The sequence below is a fragment of the Streptomyces blastmyceticus genome (genome assembly GCF_039521185.1).
Lineage (GTDB): Bacteria > Actinomycetota > Actinomycetes > Streptomycetales > Streptomycetaceae > Streptomyces > Streptomyces blastmyceticus.
Window position 1 is genome coordinate 1,099,685 of sequence record NZ_BAAABW010000026.1, and the last position, 15,679, is coordinate 1,115,363.

13 protein-coding genes are annotated in these 15,679 nt (G+C 73.7%); 9 read left to right on the forward strand and 4 right to left on the reverse strand.

What is annotated here, in order from left to right:
- Nucleotides 1-92 precede the first annotated feature (92 nt).
- The 3 genes from hemQ to ABD269_RS27230 are packed head-to-tail and all read right to left on the reverse strand — an operon-like array spanning nucleotide 93 to nucleotide 3,858.
- On the reverse strand, nucleotides 93-809 hold the full coding sequence (hemQ, locus tag ABD269_RS27220) for a hydrogen peroxide-dependent heme synthase (protein WP_301891659.1): 717 nt from the start codon (nucleotides 807-809) through the stop codon (nucleotides 93-95).
- A 10-nt stretch (nucleotides 810-819) separates the two neighbouring features.
- A complete protein-coding gene (gene hemG, locus ABD269_RS27225) occupies nucleotides 820-2,259 on the reverse strand; it encodes a protoporphyrinogen oxidase (protein ID WP_344121961.1) in 1,440 nt (479 codons plus the stop codon).
- Nucleotides 2,260-2,301: 42 nt separating this feature from the next.
- Nucleotides 2,302-3,858 (reverse strand): IclR family transcriptional regulator domain-containing protein, encoded by a 1,557-nt coding sequence (locus ABD269_RS27230; RefSeq protein WP_344121963.1) that lies wholly within the window; start codon nucleotides 3,856-3,858, stop codon nucleotides 2,302-2,304.
- A 61-nt stretch (nucleotides 3,859-3,919) separates the two neighbouring features.
- On the opposite strand from ABD269_RS27230, the gene ABD269_RS27235 reads away from it, so the two are divergent.
- From ABD269_RS27235 to ABD269_RS27250, 4 genes are all read left to right on the forward strand, one after another.
- Nucleotides 3,920-5,113 (forward strand): thiolase family protein, encoded by a 1,194-nt coding sequence (locus tag ABD269_RS27235; RefSeq protein ID WP_344121965.1) that lies wholly within the window; start codon nucleotides 3,920-3,922, stop codon nucleotides 5,111-5,113.
- A gap of 99 nt (nucleotides 5,114-5,212) precedes the next feature.
- Nucleotides 5,213-5,965: a protocatechuate 3,4-dioxygenase subunit beta gene (gene pcaH, locus ABD269_RS27240; protein WP_344121968.1), complete on the forward strand. Its 753-nt coding sequence runs from the start codon at nucleotides 5,213-5,215 to the stop codon at nucleotides 5,963-5,965.
- Nucleotides 5,965-6,537, forward strand: coding sequence for a protocatechuate 3,4-dioxygenase subunit alpha (gene pcaG / locus ABD269_RS27245; protein WP_344121970.1), 573 nt, complete (start codon nucleotides 5,965-5,967; stop codon nucleotides 6,535-6,537). The genes pcaH and pcaG overlap by 1 nt, the downstream gene beginning before the upstream one ends.
- 47 nt (nucleotides 6,538-6,584) lie before the next feature.
- Nucleotides 6,585-7,949 (forward strand): FAD-dependent oxidoreductase, encoded by a 1,365-nt coding sequence (locus ABD269_RS27250; RefSeq protein WP_344122106.1) that lies wholly within the window; start codon nucleotides 6,585-6,587, stop codon nucleotides 7,947-7,949.
- A 24-nt stretch (nucleotides 7,950-7,973) separates the two neighbouring features.
- Here the strand turns inward: ABD269_RS27250 and hemE are convergent, their stop codons facing one another.
- Nucleotides 7,974-9,059, reverse strand: coding sequence for a uroporphyrinogen decarboxylase (gene hemE, locus ABD269_RS27255; RefSeq protein WP_344121973.1), 1,086 nt, complete (start codon nucleotides 9,057-9,059; stop codon nucleotides 7,974-7,976).
- Between the two features lie 90 nt (nucleotides 9,060-9,149).
- On the opposite strand from hemE, the gene ABD269_RS27260 reads away from it, so the two are divergent.
- From ABD269_RS27260 to ABD269_RS27280, 5 genes are all read left to right on the forward strand, one after another.
- A complete protein-coding gene (locus tag ABD269_RS27260; protein WP_301891651.1) occupies nucleotides 9,150-9,827 on the forward strand; it encodes a DUF3000 domain-containing protein in 678 nt (225 codons plus the stop codon).
- Between the two features lie 167 nt (nucleotides 9,828-9,994).
- Nucleotides 9,995-10,657 (forward strand): response regulator transcription factor, encoded by a 663-nt coding sequence (locus tag ABD269_RS27265; protein WP_116214433.1) that lies wholly within the window; start codon nucleotides 9,995-9,997, stop codon nucleotides 10,655-10,657.
- A gap of 100 nt (nucleotides 10,658-10,757) precedes the next feature.
- Nucleotides 10,758-12,035, forward strand: a complete 1,278-nt coding sequence (locus ABD269_RS27270; RefSeq protein ID WP_344121976.1) for an HRDC domain-containing protein — start codon at nucleotides 10,758-10,760, stop codon at nucleotides 12,033-12,035.
- 299 nt (nucleotides 12,036-12,334) lie between these two features.
- A complete protein-coding gene (locus tag ABD269_RS27275; RefSeq protein ID WP_301891649.1) occupies nucleotides 12,335-13,552 on the forward strand; it encodes a thiolase family protein in 1,218 nt (405 codons plus the stop codon).
- Nucleotides 13,549-15,678, forward strand: coding sequence for a 3-hydroxyacyl-CoA dehydrogenase NAD-binding domain-containing protein (locus tag ABD269_RS27280; protein ID WP_344121978.1), 2,130 nt, complete (start codon nucleotides 13,549-13,551; stop codon nucleotides 15,676-15,678). The genes ABD269_RS27275 and ABD269_RS27280 overlap by 4 nt, the downstream gene beginning before the upstream one ends.
- The last annotated feature ends 1 nt before the right edge of the window (nucleotide 15,679 follow it).

Below are 15,679 nucleotides of genomic sequence, written 5' to 3' on the forward strand. Positions count from 1 at the left end.
GTCGCGGCCGCGAACAAGAAGTAGCCGCACGCACGACGACGCCGGGCCGGCCCGAGGAATCGGGCCCGCCCGGCGTCCGGGGAGCGTGAGCCTTACGCCAGGTCCGCCACGAGCTCGGCCACGGCCTTGCGGCGACCCGTGTAGAACGGGACCTCCTCGCGGACGTGCATGCGCGCCTCGGACGCCCGCAGGTGACGCATGAGGTCCACGATGCGGTAGAGGTCGTTCGCCTCGAAGGCGAGGATCCACTCGTAGTCGCCCAGCGAGAAGGACGCCACCGTGTTGGCCCGCACGTCGGGGTAGCCGCGCGCCATCTTGCCGTGGTCCGCGAGCATCCGGCGGCGGTCCTCGTCGGGCAGCAGGTACCAGTCGTAGCTGCGGACGAAAGGGTAGACGCTGACGTAGTCGCGCGCCGTCTCGTCGGCGAGGAACGCCGGGATGTGCGACTTGTTGAACTCCGCCGGGCGGTGCAGGGCCATGTTGGACCACACCGGCTCCAGCGCGCGGCCCAGCCGGGTGCGGCGGAAGCGGTTGTACGCGTCCTGGAGGGCGTCCGAGGTCTCGGAGTGCCACCAGATCATCACGTCGGCGTCGGCCCGCAGACCCGAGAGGTCGTAGGTGCCACGCACGGTGACGTCCTTCTCGGCGAGCTGCGCGAACAGCTCCTCCACCTCGTCGGCGTAGCCGGAGCGGTCCTGGGGCAGGACGTCGCGGAGCTTGAACACCGACCAGAGGGTGTAGCGGATGACCTCGTTGAGGTCCTTGGCCTTCTTGCCGGCGTTCGGGATCTTCTCGGGGGCGTCAGTCATGTCCCTATTGTCACTCGCCGCTTCCGGGGCCCTGAGCCAGGGGGGTCAAGGCCGCCAGGATCTCGTCGGCCGCCCGGTGCGCGCTGGAGACGCACGCCGGGATGCCCACGCCGTCGTAGGCGGCACCGCACACCCGCAGGCCGGGGAGGGCCGCGACGTGCTCGCGGATCCGGGCGACGCGGGCGAGGTGGCCGACCGGGTACTGCGGCAGGCCGCCGTCCCACCGGTCGACCCGGGCCTGAAGCGGAGCCGCGGACAGGCCGACGGCGTCACCGAGGTCCTTCAGCGACATGGCGACCAGCTCGGCGTCGTCGCGCTCCAGGTCGGCCTCCTCCTCGAACCGGCCGATCGAGGTGCGCAGCACGAACGTCCCGGGACCGGCGTCCGCGATCCAGCCCCACTTGTTGCTCGCGAAGGTGGATGCCTTGATCTTCCGGCCGTCGACCGGCGGCACGAGGAAGCCGCTGCCGGACGGCAGCCCCTCGGCGTCCGCGCGGCGGAAGGCCATGGTGACCAGGGCCATGGAGGCGTACCGCACGCTCGCGAGCTCCCCGGCCGCGGCGGGCGCCAGGTCGTCCAGGAGGCGGGTCGCGGCGGGCGCCGGGGTGGCGACGACGACCGCGTCGGCCGCGAGCCGTTCCGCGCCGAGGCCGACCCACCAGCCGTCGGCGTCGCGGCCGATCGCGCTCACCGGGGTGTCCGTGCGGATCTCGCCGCCCGCCGCGCGCACCGCGTCCGCGACCGCGAGCGGCAGCCGCCCGATCCCGCCGGCGATGCCCATGAAGACCGGCCCGGGCTGCTGCCGTCCGGCGGCCCGCTGCTGGGTCTCGTGCACGCCGTCGAGCAACGACCGGTGCGTACGGGCGAGTTCGAAGAGCTGCGGCACGGCGGCGCGCATCGAGATGCGGTACGGGTCGCCCGCGTAGACGCCGCCGAGCAGGGGCTCCACCAGCCGGTCCACGAGCTCGCGGCCCATGCGCTCCGCGACGTAGGTGCCGATCGCGACGTCGTCGCCGATCTCGGTGGGCGGCAGTTCGGCGTCCCTGGCCACCCGGGCGAGGCCCTCGTCCGAGAGCACGCCGGAGGCGGCCAGCGGGGCGAGGTCGCCGGGCACGCCCATCATGTGTCCCTTGGGCATCAGCCGCAGGCTGCCGCGCGTCCAGATGCCCGCCGTGGCGGTGGCCGGTGGCTGGAGGCGGTCCGCGAGGCCGACCGCGCGGGCCAGTTCGACCGCCTCGGGCCGCCGGGCCAGCATCGATTCGGCGCCCAGGTCGACGGGGACGCCGGCGATCTCGCCCGCGCGGAGCTTGCCGCCGAGCCGCCCTGACGCCTCCAGGAGCGTGACCCGCGCACCGCCCGTCACCAGCCGGTGGGCCGCCGCGAGACCGGAGATCCCGCCGCCGATGACCACCACGTGACGGCCCGGTCGCCGCCTGGGAATGTCGCTCATGCCCCCACTCTCTCAAACGCTCCCCCGGCACCGGGGGCCCGGTCAGCCGATGGGCAGAGCGCGGTGCGTCGAGGCCGTGCGCAGGTCCGCCTCGATGCGGGCGGCGGTGTCGCGGAGCGCGGGCAGGACATCCCGGCGAAGGCCGTCGACGGTGCCGCGGGAGGCGTGGGTGGCGACGTTGAGCGCGGCGACGACATTCCCGAGGCCGTCCCTGACGGGCACCGCGATCGAGCGCAGCCCTTCCTCCAGCTCCTGGTCGACGAGCGCGTACCCCTCCCGCGCCACCTCGGCGAGGAGGGCGGTGAGCTCGGCGGGGGACGTCACGGTGTACGGGGTCAGGGCCCGGGGCGCGGGCCGCGCCCCGCCCCGGTCGGTCCCGGCGAGCAGCACCCGGCCCATGGAGGTGGCGTGCGCGGGGAAGCGTGTGCCGATGGTGATGTCGACGCTCATGATGCGCACGGTGGGGACGCGCGCGACGTAGCGGATGTCGTCGCCGTCGAGCACCGCCATGGACGCCGACTCGCCGACGCGCCGGACGAGTTCGCGCAGGTGGGGCCGGACGAGGTCGGTGAACGTGAGCTCGCCGAGCGGGGCGTGGCCAAGAGCCAGGACGCTCGGGAGCGGCCGGAAGCGGCTGCCCTCGGCCGTGACGTGGCCCAGCGCGGTGAGGGTGAGGAGCGCGCGGCGGGCGGTGGCCCGCGCGAGCCCGGTGGCGGCGGCGAGCTCGGCGAGGGTGGCGCCCCGCCGCGGTGCCTCGCCCGCGACGCCGAAGGCCCGCAGGACGGCGAGCCCGCGGGCGAGCGACTGGAGGTAGGCACTGCCGAGTTCGCGCTTGGCCGCGGGCGAGGGGTCCTCGGCGGGCGCGGCCCGGGGCCGGGTGCCGGGCGGTGCGGCCAGTGCCGCCTCCAGCGCGGGGAGCGCGGCCCGCAGCCGGGGCAGCGCCGTCTCCCGCAGCGAGTCGGCGGAGTGCCGGCCGGCGTGGCTGGTGACGGTGACGGCGCAGGCCGGGTGCCCGTCGGGGCCGTGGACGGGCACGGCCACGGCGACCAGGCCGGGTTCGGCGCCCTGGTCGTCGACGGCCCATCCGGCCGGGCCCTGCGGGGCGGCGGCGAGGAGGGCACCGGCGGCGCAGCGGTCGCCGGGGAGGAGGTCGCCGATCCGGACGGCGAGGGAGACGGTCCGGGGCCGTCCGCAGCGGGCGACGACGCGGACGCCCCCGGCGTCGGCCACCCCGACCGAGACGGGCTCGTCCAGCTCGGCGGCCAGCCGCTCGATGTGCGGGCCGAGCGCGTCGGGCACCCCGCTCGCCGTGAGATAGGCGTTGCCGAGCTCCATCAGCCCCACGGCGAGGCCGACGTCCCGGCCCTCGAACCGTACGTGGCCGAGGTGTTCGAGCGTGGCGAGTACCCGGTCGACGACGGAGCGGGCGAGGCCGGTGGTGCGGGCGAGGTCGGCGGGGCGCACCCGGGCCGTGGCGTCGTGCTCGGCGAGGGCGCGCAGCACCGCGAGTCCGCGCGCGAGCGGGCCCGTGCCGGGAGAGGCCGCGGTGATCGGTGCGGGGCCGTTGACAGCGGATGGCGGCGGCCCGAGACTCGGCATGAGTTCGATTATGAACGAAAGTTCACCGGGCGAACGCCCCTGGGAGCGCCGAGGAGCAGCCATGAACGACCGGGTCCGTGATGTGTTCGTCGTGGATGCCGTGCGCACCCCGGTCGGCAAGTACGGCGGCGCTCTCGCCTCCGTGCGCCCCGACGACCTCGCGGCGCACGTCGTGAAGGCCGTGGTCGGCCGCTCGCCCGGCCTGGACCCGGCCCGCGTCGACGACGTGGTGCTCGGCAACGCCAACGGCGCGGGTGAGGAGAACCGCGACGTGGCCCGGATGGCGGTGCTGCTGGCCGGGCTGCCGGTGTCCGTGCCGGGCGTGACGGTCAACCGGCTGTGCGCCTCCGGTCTCGAGGCGGTGGTGCAGGCGTATCGCGCCATCGCGCTCGGGGACGCGTCGGTGGTGGTCGCGGGCGGCGTCGAGTCGATGAGCCGGGCCCCCTTCGTGCTGCCCAAGCCCGAACGGGCCTTTCCCGCCGGCCACCAGGAGCTGTTCTCCACGACCCTGGGCTGGCGGATGACCAATCCGGCCATGCCCCGGCGGTGGACGACCCCGCTGGGCGAGGGCGCCGAGCTGATCGCCGACAAGCACGGCATCACCCGGGAGCGGCAGGACGCCTTCGCGCTCGCCAGCCACCGGAAGGCGGCGCGGGCGTGGAAGGAAGGCGCGTACGACGCCGAGGTCGTGCCCCTGCCGGATGTGGTGCTGCCGCGTGACGAGACCATCCGGGACAACACCTCCGCCGAGGCGCTCGCCCGGCTCAGGCCCGCCTTCCGCAAGGAGAACGGCACGGTCACCGCGGGCAACTCCTCGCCGCTGAACGACGGCGCGGCGGCCCTGCTGCTGTGCGACGAGGAGGGCCTGCGGGAGATCGGCCGGGAGCCGCTGGCGCGCGTGCGGGCCTCGGCCGTCACGGGCATCGAGCCGGATCTGTACGGCCTCGGGCCGGTCGAGGCGGTGCGGCGCGTCCTCGCCAAGGCGGGCCGGACGTTCGCGGATGTGACGCACTTCGAGCTCAACGAGGCGTACGCGGCGCAGGTGCTGGGGTGCTTCGCGGAGTGGCCGGAGCTCGATCCCGGTGTGGTCAACCCGCGCGGCGGGGCGATCGCGATCGGCCATCCTCTGGGGTGCTCCGGCGCCCGGCTGGTGGGGTCGGTCGCCCATCAACTGGCGGCGGCCGGCACGGGCGTGGGGCTGGCGGCGCTGTGCATCGGGGTGGGGCAGGGGCAGGCGCTGGTCCTCGAACGCTGAGCCCGCCCCGTGGCCGGGAATCATCCACAGGCGGAACCGGTCCGACCGGGCGGCCGACAGGCAGGGATCACCCGTGATCCCGTGGGGTAGGGGTTGCCCATGGCATCAGAACCCCTCCAGGAACAACTGAGCCGTCCGATAACCGACTTGACCGATCTCTCGGCCGCGGCCCCTGCGAACGGCGCGCCCGCGTACGACTCCGCCCCCTACCGGGGCCTGCCGCTGCGGCAGCCCGCCCGGCCTCCCGTGCCCGTCGTCGAGCCCGGCGCCGTCGAGCTGACCGGCCCCGTCTTCGGACCGGCCGACGTCGGCCCGCTGGACTCCGATCTGACCCGGCAGCACCGCGGCGAGCCACTGGGCGAGCGCATCACCGTCTCCGGCCGGATCCTGGACCGCCACGGGCGTCCGGTGCGCGGCCAGCTCGTGGAGATGTGGCAGGCCAACGCGGCCGGCCGCTACGCGCACCGCGCCGACCGGCATGACGCGCCCCTGGACCCGAACTTCTCCGGTACGGGCCGCTGTCTCACCGACGACGAGGGCCGCTACCACTTCACCACCGTCCGCCCCGGCGCCTACCCCTGGAACCACCACCGCAACGCCTGGCGCCCGTCGCACCTGCACTTCTCCCTCTTCGGGACGGCGTTCGCCCAGCGCCTCGTCACACAGATGTACTTCCCGGGCGACCCGCTGGTGCCGTACGACGCGCTGTGGCGCGCCATCGACGACCCCGCGCGGGCCCGGGTGATCGCCGCCTACGACCCGGCTCTCAACATTCCCGAGTGGTCGCTCGGCTACCACTGGGACATCGTCCTGGACGGCCCCGCCGCCACCCCGGCCGAAGGAGGCCGCTGATGTCGTCGCTGCCCGTCACGCCCTCGCAGACCATCGGCCCGTTCTACGGCGAGGCGCTGCCGGTGCCGGGCGGCAGTGAACTCGCGCCCGCCGGGCACCCGGACACCGTCACCTTGCACGGGCGGGTGTACGACGGCGGGGGCACGCCCGTGCCCAACGCGCTGCTTGAGTTCTGGCAGGCGGCCCCGGACGGCTCGCTCGCGGGCGCGCCCGGCAGCCTGGCCCGCGACGGTGTCGCCTTCACGGGCTTCGCCCGTGTGCCCACCGGCAGGGACGGCCGTTACGTCCTGCGGACGCTGCCGCCCGGCGGTGCGCCGTACCTGTCCCTGTGCGTCTTCGCGCCCGGCCTGAGCCGGCACCTGTTCACCCGGGTCTACTTCGCCCTCCCCGAGGACGACCCCCTGCTCTCGGCCCTCCCGGCCGGGCTCCGGGCGACGCTCCTGGCGACGGAGGACCCGGGGACACACCGGGGGTACCGCTTCGACTTACGCCTGAGCGGCGAACGGGAAACGGTCTTCCTGGAGTTCCCCTGCGCCGGGCGTACGGAAGAATCGCGCCCGTCCGGAAGTTGAGGACACGAGGGCAGACGAGAGGGGACACGGTGGTCGCGAACACGCGCATGGTGGTCATCGGCGGGGACGCCGCCGGCATGTCGGCCGCCTCACGGGCCCGGCGGTACCGGAAGCCCGACGACCTGGAGATCACCGCCTTCGAGCGCGGCCACTTCACCTCCTTCTCCGCCTGCGGCATCCCCTACTGGGCGGGCGGGGAGGTCGACGGCCCGGACGCCCTGATCGCCCGCACGGCAGAGGAGCACCGAAGGCGCGGCATCGACCTGCGGATGCGCACCGAGGTGACCGAGATCGACCTGGCGGGGCAGCGCGTGCGGGCCCGCGACCTGGAGGGCGGCACGGACCGCTGGCACGGCTTCGACCACCTGGTCGTGGCGACGGGCGCCCGCCCGGTGCGCCCGCCCCTGGACGGCATCGACGCCCCCGGCGTGTACGGCGTGCAGACCCTGGACGACGGGCAGGCCCTCATCGACGGGCTCACCGGGACGGACGGCCGCCGGGCCGTGGTCATCGGCGCCGGGTACATCGGCGTGGAGATGGCGGAAGCGCTCGTGCGCCGCGGCTTCCAGGTCACCGTGGTCGACCGCTCCCCGCAGCCGATGACGACGCTCGACCCGGACATGGGCACGCTGGTGCACGAGGCGATGTGCGGGATGGGCATCGAGGTGGTGACGGGGGCCGAGGTCACCGGGATCGTCACCGGCCCGGACGGCCGGGTCGCCGCGGTCGCGACCGCGGCGAAGGAGTTCCCGGCGGACGTGGTCGTGCTGGGCCTGGGCGTACGCCCCGGGACGGCGCTCGCCGAGGCGGCCGGGCTCCCCCTCGGCGAGTCGGGCGGGCTGCTGACGGACCTCGCGATGCGGGTGCGCGGCCACGAAAACGTCTGGGCGGGCGGCGACTGCGTGGAGGTGCTGGACCTCGTCTCCGGCCGCACCCGGCATATCGCGCTGGGCACGCACGCGAACAAGCACGGCCAGGTCATCGGCACCAACATCGGCGGCGGCTACGCCACGTTCCCCGGAGTGGTGGGCACGGCCGTCAGCAAGGTGTGCGACCTGGAGATCGCCCGCACGGGCCTGCTGGAGGCGCAGGCGACGGCGGTCGGCCTGCGCTTCGTGACGGCCACGATCGAGTCGACCAGCCGGGCGGGCTACTACCCCGGCGCGCGGCCCATGCGCGTGAAGATGCTGGCCGAGCGCGGTACGGGGCGGCTGCTCGGGGCGCAGATCGTCGGCCGGGAGGGCGCCGCGAAGCGGGTGGACGTGGCGGCGGTCGCCCTGACGGCCCGGATGACGGTGGATCAGATGACGGCGCTGGACCTGGGGTACGCGCCGCCGTTCTCGCCGGTGTGGGATCCGGTGCTCGTCGCCGCGCGCAAGGCCGCCGCCGCGGTGCGGGACGCGGGGGCGTAGCTCCTCCGCGTCCCGGTGCCCGGGCTAGCGGGCCGTCTGCTCGTGGACGAACTCCACGAGGCGGGTCAGGGCCTCCGGGTCCGTCGTCGGCAGGACGCCGTGGCCCAGGTTGAAGACGTGGCCCTCCAGGTCGCGGGCCGCGGTGAGGACCTCGCGGGTCTTGGCCTCGACCGCCTCGCGGCCGGCGAAGAGGACCGCCGGGTCCAGGTTGCCCTGGAGCGCCTTGCCGGGGCCGACGCGGCGCGCGGCCTCGTCCATGGGGATCCGCCAGTCGACGCCGACGACGTCCGCGCCGGCCTCGCCCATGAGGCCGAGCAGCTCGCCCGTGCCGACACCGAAGTGGATGCGCGGCACGCCGAGGCCGGCGACGGCGTCGAAGACCTTGGTGGAGGAGGGCATGACCGAGCGGCGGTAGTCCGCGGGGGCGAGCGCGCCGACCCAGGAGTCGAAGAGCTGCACGGCCGAGGCGCCCGCGGCGATCTGCACCTTCAGGAAGGAAGCGGTGATGTCCGCGAGCCGGTCGAGGAGGTCGGCCCACAGCTCGGGGTCGCCGTACATGAGCGCCTTGGTGTGCTCGTGGTTGCGCGAGGGCCCGCCCTCGACCAGATAGCTGGCCAGGGTGAAGGGCGCCCCGGCGAAGCCGATGAGCGGGGTGGCGCCGAGCTCGGCGGTGAGCATGCCGATGGCCTCGGTGACGTAGGGCACGTCGGAGGCGTCGAGCGGGCGCAGCCGCTCCAGGTCGGCGCGGGTGCGGATCGGCTCGGCGACGACCGGGCCGACGCCGGGCTTGATGTCCAGGTCGATCCCGATGGCCTTCAGCGGGACGACGATGTCGCTGAAGAAGATCGCGGCGTCGACGTTGTGGCGCCGGACCGGCTGGAGGGTGATCTCGGTGACGAGGTCGGGCCGCATGCAGGAATCGAGCATGGGGATGCCCTCGCGGAGCTTGCGGTACTCCGGCAGCGAGCGCCCCGCCTGGCGCATGAACCAGACCGGTGTATGTGGCACGGGCTCGCGTCGGCACGCCCTCAGGAAGGCCGAGTCGTACGCCGCGGTGCGGCCGGTCTGCTGCTGGCTGGCGGGCTGGCTGGGCTCCCTGCGCTCACTCATGCCCCAAATCTTCGCACGGGCCGAACGAGTGACCCGCCCATGTGGGTGTCCTACCCGGAACGGGGCCACCTTCCGCCTAGTCTTCCGGGCATGGTTGCGGCGCAGGGACACCTCTCGGACGGTCCGGACGACGAGGATGGGGAGGGCTCCCCGTCCGTCTTCCGGCAAGCGGTCGCGGGACTGCAAGGAGTGCGCCTGCGGCCGGAGATCGAGCTGGACGCGACCCCGCCGCCCCAGCGGCTCGCCCCCTTCTCGTACGCGCTGGAGGCCGCGGTCGTCGTGGACGACGAGGAGCTGGCGGACGGCCGGCTGATCCTGCTGCACGACCCTGCGGGCCACGAGGCATGGGGCGGTACGTTCCGGCTGGTCACGCTGGTGCACGCCGATCTGGAGCCGGAGATGGCGGCGGACCCGCTGCTGCCGGAGGTGTGCTGGTCCTGGCTGACGGGCGCGCTGGAGGCCCGGCGGGTGCCGTACGGGGCGCCGAGCGGGACGGTGACCCGGGCGAGCTCGCACTACTTCGGGGGGCTGCGGGACCGGGAGCCGTCGACCCGCATCGAGATCCGGGCGTCGTGGTCGCCGGCGGAGCCGCCCGCGGGCCCGGCGGGGCAGGCCGCGGCGGGGTCCGGCGGCGGGGTGCCGGACACGGCGGCACACCTCGCCGCCTGGTGCGACCTGCTGTGTCAGATCGCGGGGCTGCCGCCGGGCGGGGGCCCGGAGGCCGGGGTGGTGACGCTTCCCCAGCGGCGCGATCCGCAGAGTCGTTGATCGACCAACCTTCCGAATTGTCCGAATTGTTACTCATCAATTCGTGATCATTCCCTAAAGCCGGGACGCTTCGCTGCCGAAGAGGCTTGTGACCCTTCCCATACGGATCGCCCCGGCTTACCCCCCACGCCGGCACCCGTCCCCCGCCACTCCCCCATGGAGGCTTGGTGTCCGTTCTCCTCGAGCAACCTGCGAGCCTCGCCTACCGCCCCAACAAACCGACGGCCATGGTCGTCGTCGCCGACCCCCGTGTCCGCTCCACCGTCACCCGCCACCTGTGGGCGCTCGGCGTGCGAGATGTGATCGAGGCGTCGTCCATCGCGGAGGCCCGCCCCCGCGTCGGCAACCCGCGCGACATCTGCGTGGCCGACGTCCACCTTCCCGACGGCTCGGGGCTCACCCTGCTGTCCGAGACCCGCGCCGCGGGCTGGCCCAACGGCCTGGCCCTGTCCGCCGCCGATGACATCGGCGCCGTGCGCAACGCCCTCGCAGGAGGCGTCAAGGGCTATGTCGTCACCGGCACCCGCACCAACCTGGGCCTCCCCGGCCGCCCCGGCGCGGCACCCATCGGCTCCGCCGCCGCGGCCCGGATGCACCGCCGCCCGCCCGGCGCCCCCGGTCACCCCGGCGGCTACCGCGAGCTCTCCGGCCGGGAGGTCGAGGTGCTGCGACTGGTCGCGGAGGGTCAGTCCAACAAGGCCATCGGCGTCTCGATGGGCCTGTCCGCGCTCACCGTCAAGAGCCACCTCGCCCGGATCGCCCGCAAGCTCGGCACCGGCGACCGCGCCGGGATGGTCGCCGTCGCCCTGCGCACGGGCATCATCCACTGACCGCTCCCAGCGGGCGCTGCACGCCCCTGGAAACGGCACCACGCCCGTCGAGGGGACATACCGTCGGCGGGCGCTTGCCATACACAGATACCCTTGACCGGTGACCGACGCCCAAGAGACCGCAGAAGACACGACACTGCGAACCACCGGGGGCGCTCCCCCGGACGACGTCGATTCGGCGCCGATCCCCCTGCTGGAACCACGCGAAGGCATCCCGCCGGTCGTCGCTGACAACGATGCCCTGGCCGAGATCGTCGCGGCGTTCGCAGCGGGTACGGGCCCCGTCGCCGTCGACGCCGAGCGCGCCTCCGGCTACCGCTACGGCCAGCGCGCCTACCTCGTGCAGCTCCGCCGCGAAGGCGCGGGCTCCACGCTCATCGACCCCGTCGGCTGCCCCGACCTGTCCACCCTCGACGCCGCCATCGGCGACGCCGAGTGGGTGCTGCACGCCGCCACACAGGACCTGCCGTGCCTGCGCGAGATAGGGATGACGCCGTCGCGGCTCTTCGACACGGAGCTGGCGGGACGGCTCGCCGGATTCGCCCGGGTCGGGCTCGGCGCCATGGTCGAGAACGTCCTCGGCTACGCCCTGGAGAAGGGCCACTCCGCCGTCGACTGGTCCACCCGCCCGCTGCCCGACCCCTGGCTGCGCTACGCCGCGCTCGACGTGGAACTGCTCGTCGACCTGCGGGACGCCCTGGAGGAGGAGCTGGACCGGCAGGGCAAGCTGGAGTGGGCCCGCGAGGAGTTCGCGGCCATCGCCGCCGCGCCGCCCGCGCCGCCGCGCAAGGATCCGTGGCGCCGCACGTCCGGCATGCACAAGGTCCGGCGCCGCCGGCAGATGGCCGTGGTCCGCGAGCTGTGGACCGCGCGCGACCTGATCGCGCAGCGGCGCGACGTCTCGCCCGGCAAGGTGCTCGGCGACGCCGCGATCATCGAGGCAGCCCTGAACACGCCGGCCAACGCGCACGCCCTCGCGGCGCTCCCCGGCTTCGGGCACCGCATGAGCCGCAAGCAGCTCGAACAGTGGCAGGCGGCGGTCGACCGCGCCCGTGCGATCCCCGACGCCGAACTGCCGCAGCCCGGCCAGCCCCTGACGGGCCCGCCGCCGCCCCGCGCGTGGGCGGACAAGGACCCCGCGGCCGCGGCCCGCCTCTCGGCGGCGCGCACGGCGGTCTCCGCGCTGGCGGAGAGCCTCAACATGCCGCAGGAGAACCTGATCGCCCCGGACACGGTGCGGCGCCTGTGCTGGGAGCCGCCGCGGGTCGCGACGCCGGAGTCGGTGGCGGAGATCCTCACCGCGCACGGCGCCCGCCACTGGCAGATCGAACAAGTCGCTTCGCGCTTGGCGGAGGCCCTCGACGCCCCGACGGCCTGAGGTCTCCTATTCCGTCACCGGGGGCTGTGCCCCCGGGCCCACGGGCTGGATTCACGGACAACGGTCCGCGAATCCAGCCCGTCCGGCGTTTGAGGACACGCCCGGAGGGCGCCCCGCCGCAGGCGGCAACGGCGCCGCGCCCGGCAACGGACCGCACCCCGGATGTGATGTTCGCCGCCATGCGGAGGGACTGGGCAGCATGGTTACCCGCAAGTAGCATGACGGTATGAGTCCGCGCCGCGGCGGAGCCGTATCGGCATGCCCGCGCGGCAGCGATCCGCACCTGGAGGAGAGCCAACGTGCCTCGTACCGCTAGGGACGTCGTGTTTGTCGACGGCGTCCGCACCCCGTTCGGCAAGGCGGGCCCGAAGGGCATCTACCACGAGACCCGCGCCGACGATCTCGTCATCAAGTGCATCCGGGAGCTGCTGCGCCGCAACCCGAACCTGGATCCCGCCAGGATCGACGAGGTCGCCATCGCCGCGACCACGCAGATCGGTGACCAGGGTCTGACCCTGGGCCGCACGGCCGGCATGCTCGCGGGCCTGCCGCAGACGGTGCCCGGCATGTCCATCGACCGCATGTGCGCCGGCGCGATGACCGCCGTGACGACCGTCGCCGGTGGCGTCTCCTTCGGCGCGTACGACATCGCCCTCGCGGGCGGCGTCGAGCACATGGGCCGCCACCCCATGGGCGAGGGCGTGGACCCGAACCCGCGCTTCCTCTCGGAGCGGCTGGTCGACGACTCCGCGCTCGTCATGGGTATGACGGCGGAGAACCTGCACGACCGCTACCCGCACCTCACCAAGGAGCGCGCGGACGCCTACGCGGTCCGCAGCCAGGAGAAGGCCGCCAAGGCGTACGCCGACGGCAAGATCCAGGCCGACCTGGTGCCGATCTCCATCCGCCGGACCTCGCCCGAGGGCGGCGAGCTCGGCTGGGGCCTGGCCACGGCCGACGAGCCGATGCGCCCGGGCACCACCATGGAGGGTCTGGCCAACCTCAAGACCCCCTTCCGCCCGCACGGCCGGGTCACCCCGGGCAACGCCTCCGGCCTCAACGACGGCGCCACCGCCTCGCTGATCGCCGCCGAGGACGTGGCGCGCGAGCTGGGCCTGCCGGTCAGGATGCGCCTGGTGTCGTACGCCTTCGTGGGCGTCGAGCCCGAGGTGATGGGCTACGGCCCGATCCCGGCGACGGAGAAGGCACTGGCCAAGGCGGGCCTGTCCATCGAGGACATCGGCCTGTTCGAGCTGAACGAGGCGTACGCGGTGCAGGTGCTCGCGCTCCTGGACCACTACGGCATCGCGGACGACGACCCGCGCGTCAACCAGTACGGCGGCGCGATCGCCTTCGGCCACCCCCTCGCCTCCTCCGGCGTGCGTCTGATGACGCAGCTGGCCCGGCAGTTCGAGGAGCAGCCGCACGTCCGCTACGGCCTCACCTCGATGTGCGTCGGCCTGGGCATGGGCGGAACGGTCATCTGGGAGAACCCGCACTTCGAGGGGGACAAGTGAACACCACCACCGAGCTTCTGAAGGGTGCGGCCGAGCTGTTCCCGGACGAGGTCGTCACCCAGGCGCACGTGCGCCACTTCGACCTCCCCCTGGGCGCGGGCGTCTTCGCGCTCATCACGCTGGACAACGGCCTGGACCACACCAAGCCGACCACCTTCGGCCCGCAGTCGCTGGCGAACCTCGACGCCGCCCTCGACCAGGTCGAGGCGGAGGCCGCGGCCGGGAAGATCGTCGGTGTCGGTGTCACCGGCAAGCCGTTCATCTTCGCCGTGGGCGCGGACCTCAAGGGCGTGGAGCTGCTGGGGCGCCACGAGGACGCGGTGGCCATCGGCAAGGGCGGCCACGACGTCTTCAAGCGCCTGTCGGCGCTGGCCGTCCCGACGTTCGCGTACTACAACGGCGCGGCGATGGGCGGTGGCGTCGAGGTCGGTCTGCACTGCTCCTACCGCACGGTGTCCAAGGCGATCCCCGCCTTCTCGCTGCCCGAGGTCTTCCTCGGTCTGGTCCCGGGCTGGGGCGGCTGCGCGCTGCTGCCGAACCTGATCGGCGCGGACCGCGCGGTCTCGGTCATCATCGAGAACTCGCTCAGCCAGAACCGGCAGTTGAAGGGCAAGCAGGTCTTCGAGCTCGGCATCGCCGACGCGATCTTCGAGGGCGCGGACTTCCTGGAGCAGTCGCTGCTGTGGACGGCGTCCGTCCTCAAGGGCGAGACCGAGGTCGTGCGCCAGGAGATCGACCGCGGCGAGGGCTGGGACCGGGCGGTCGAGCGCGGCCGGGCGATCGCGGACTCCAAGGTGCACGGCGCGGCCCCGGCCGCCTACCGCGCGCTGGACATCATCGCCGCCGCCAAGAACGGCGACCTGCGCCAGGGCTTCGACGCCGAGACCCAGGCCCTCGCGGACCTGATCATGGGCGGCGAGCTGCGCAGCGGCATCTACTCCTTCAACCTGGTGCAGAAGCGTGCCAAGCGCCCGGCCGGTGCGCCGGACCGCTCGCTGGCCCGCCCGGTCACCAAGGTGGGCGTCGTCGGCGCCGGCCTGATGGCCTCTCAGCTCGCGCTGCTGTTCGCGCGCCGCCTGGAGGTGCCGGTCGTGCTGACCGACATCGACCAGGAGCGGATCGACAAGGGCGTGGGCTACGTCCACGGCGAGATCGACAAGCTGCTCGCCAAGGGCCGGATCGGCCAGGACAAGGCGAACCGCCTGAAGGCCGCGGTCACCGGCTCCCTCGACAAGGCCGCCGCCTTCGGCGACGCGGACTTCGTCATCGAGGCCGTGTTCGAGGAGATGGGCGTCAAGCAGCAGGTGTTCGCCGAGGTCGAGGCGGTCGTCCCGGCCCACACGATCCTGGCGACCAACACCTCCTCGCTGTCGGTGAGCGAGATGGCGTCGAAGCTGAAGCACCCCGAGCGGGTCGTCGGCTTCCACTTCTTCAACCCGGTCGCGATCCTGCCGCTGCTGGAGATCGTGCGCGGCGAGCGGACGGACGACGCGGCGCTGGCCACGGCCTTCGGCGTGGCGAAGAAGCTGAAGAAGACCGCGGTCCTGGTGAAGGACGCCCCGGCGTTCGTCGTCAACCGCATCCTCACCCGCTTCATGGGCGAGATCCAGAACGTCATCGACGAGGGCACCCCGGTCGCGACGGCCGAGAAGGCCGTCGAGCCGCTCGGCCTGCCGATGTCGCCGCTGGTGCTCCTGGAGCTGGTGGGCCCGGCGATCGGTCTGCACGTCTCCGAGACCCTCAACCGCGCCTTCCCGGACCGCTTCACGGTCTCGGCGAACCTGGCCGCGGTGGTCAAGGCCGGCAAGCGCGGCTTCTACGTCTACGACTCCGGCAAGCCGGAGCTGGACCCCGAGGTGGCGGCCCTCCTGGTGCAGGGCGACTCCGTCCTCACCGAGGAGCAGGTGCGCGACCGGGTCCTGGACGCCGTCGCGCAGGAGATCGGCCTGATGCTGGACGAGGGCGTCGTCGCCGAGGCGCAGGACATCGACCTGTGCCTCATCACCGGCGCGGGCTGGCCGTTCCACCTGGGCGGGATCACGCCGTACCTGGACCGGTCGGGCGTGTCCGAGCGGGTCCTCGGCAAGAGGTTCCTCGCCGAGGGGATCGCCAGCGTTCCGGCGTAAC

Excerpts from the sequence above, each read along its gene's own strand:
- hemE (WP_344121973.1), bottom strand. The coding sequence starts at position 9,059 with ATGAGTGAGCGCAGGGAGCCCAGCCAGCCCGCCAGCCAGCAGCAGACC.
- ABD269_RS27235 (WP_344121965.1), top strand. The coding sequence starts at position 3,920 with ATGAACGACCGGGTCCGTGATGTGTTCGTCGTGGATGCCGTGCGCACC.
- ABD269_RS27230 (WP_344121963.1), bottom strand. The coding sequence starts at position 3,858 with ATGCCGAGTCTCGGGCCGCCGCCATCCGCTGTCAACGGCCCCGCACCG.
- ABD269_RS27260 (WP_301891651.1), top strand. The coding sequence starts at position 9,150 with ATGGTTGCGGCGCAGGGACACCTCTCGGACGGTCCGGACGACGAGGAT.
- pcaH (WP_344121968.1), top strand. The coding sequence starts at position 5,213 with ATGGCATCAGAACCCCTCCAGGAACAACTGAGCCGTCCGATAACCGAC.
- ABD269_RS27250 (WP_344122106.1), top strand. The coding sequence starts at position 6,585 with ATGGTGGTCATCGGCGGGGACGCCGCCGGCATGTCGGCCGCCTCACGG.
- hemG (WP_344121961.1), bottom strand. The coding sequence starts at position 2,259 with ATGAGCGACATTCCCAGGCGGCGACCGGGCCGTCACGTGGTGGTCATC.
- hemQ (WP_301891659.1), bottom strand. The coding sequence starts at position 809 with ATGACTGACGCCCCCGAGAAGATCCCGAACGCCGGCAAGAAGGCCAAG.
- pcaG (WP_344121970.1), top strand. The coding sequence starts at position 5,965 with ATGTCGTCGCTGCCCGTCACGCCCTCGCAGACCATCGGCCCGTTCTAC.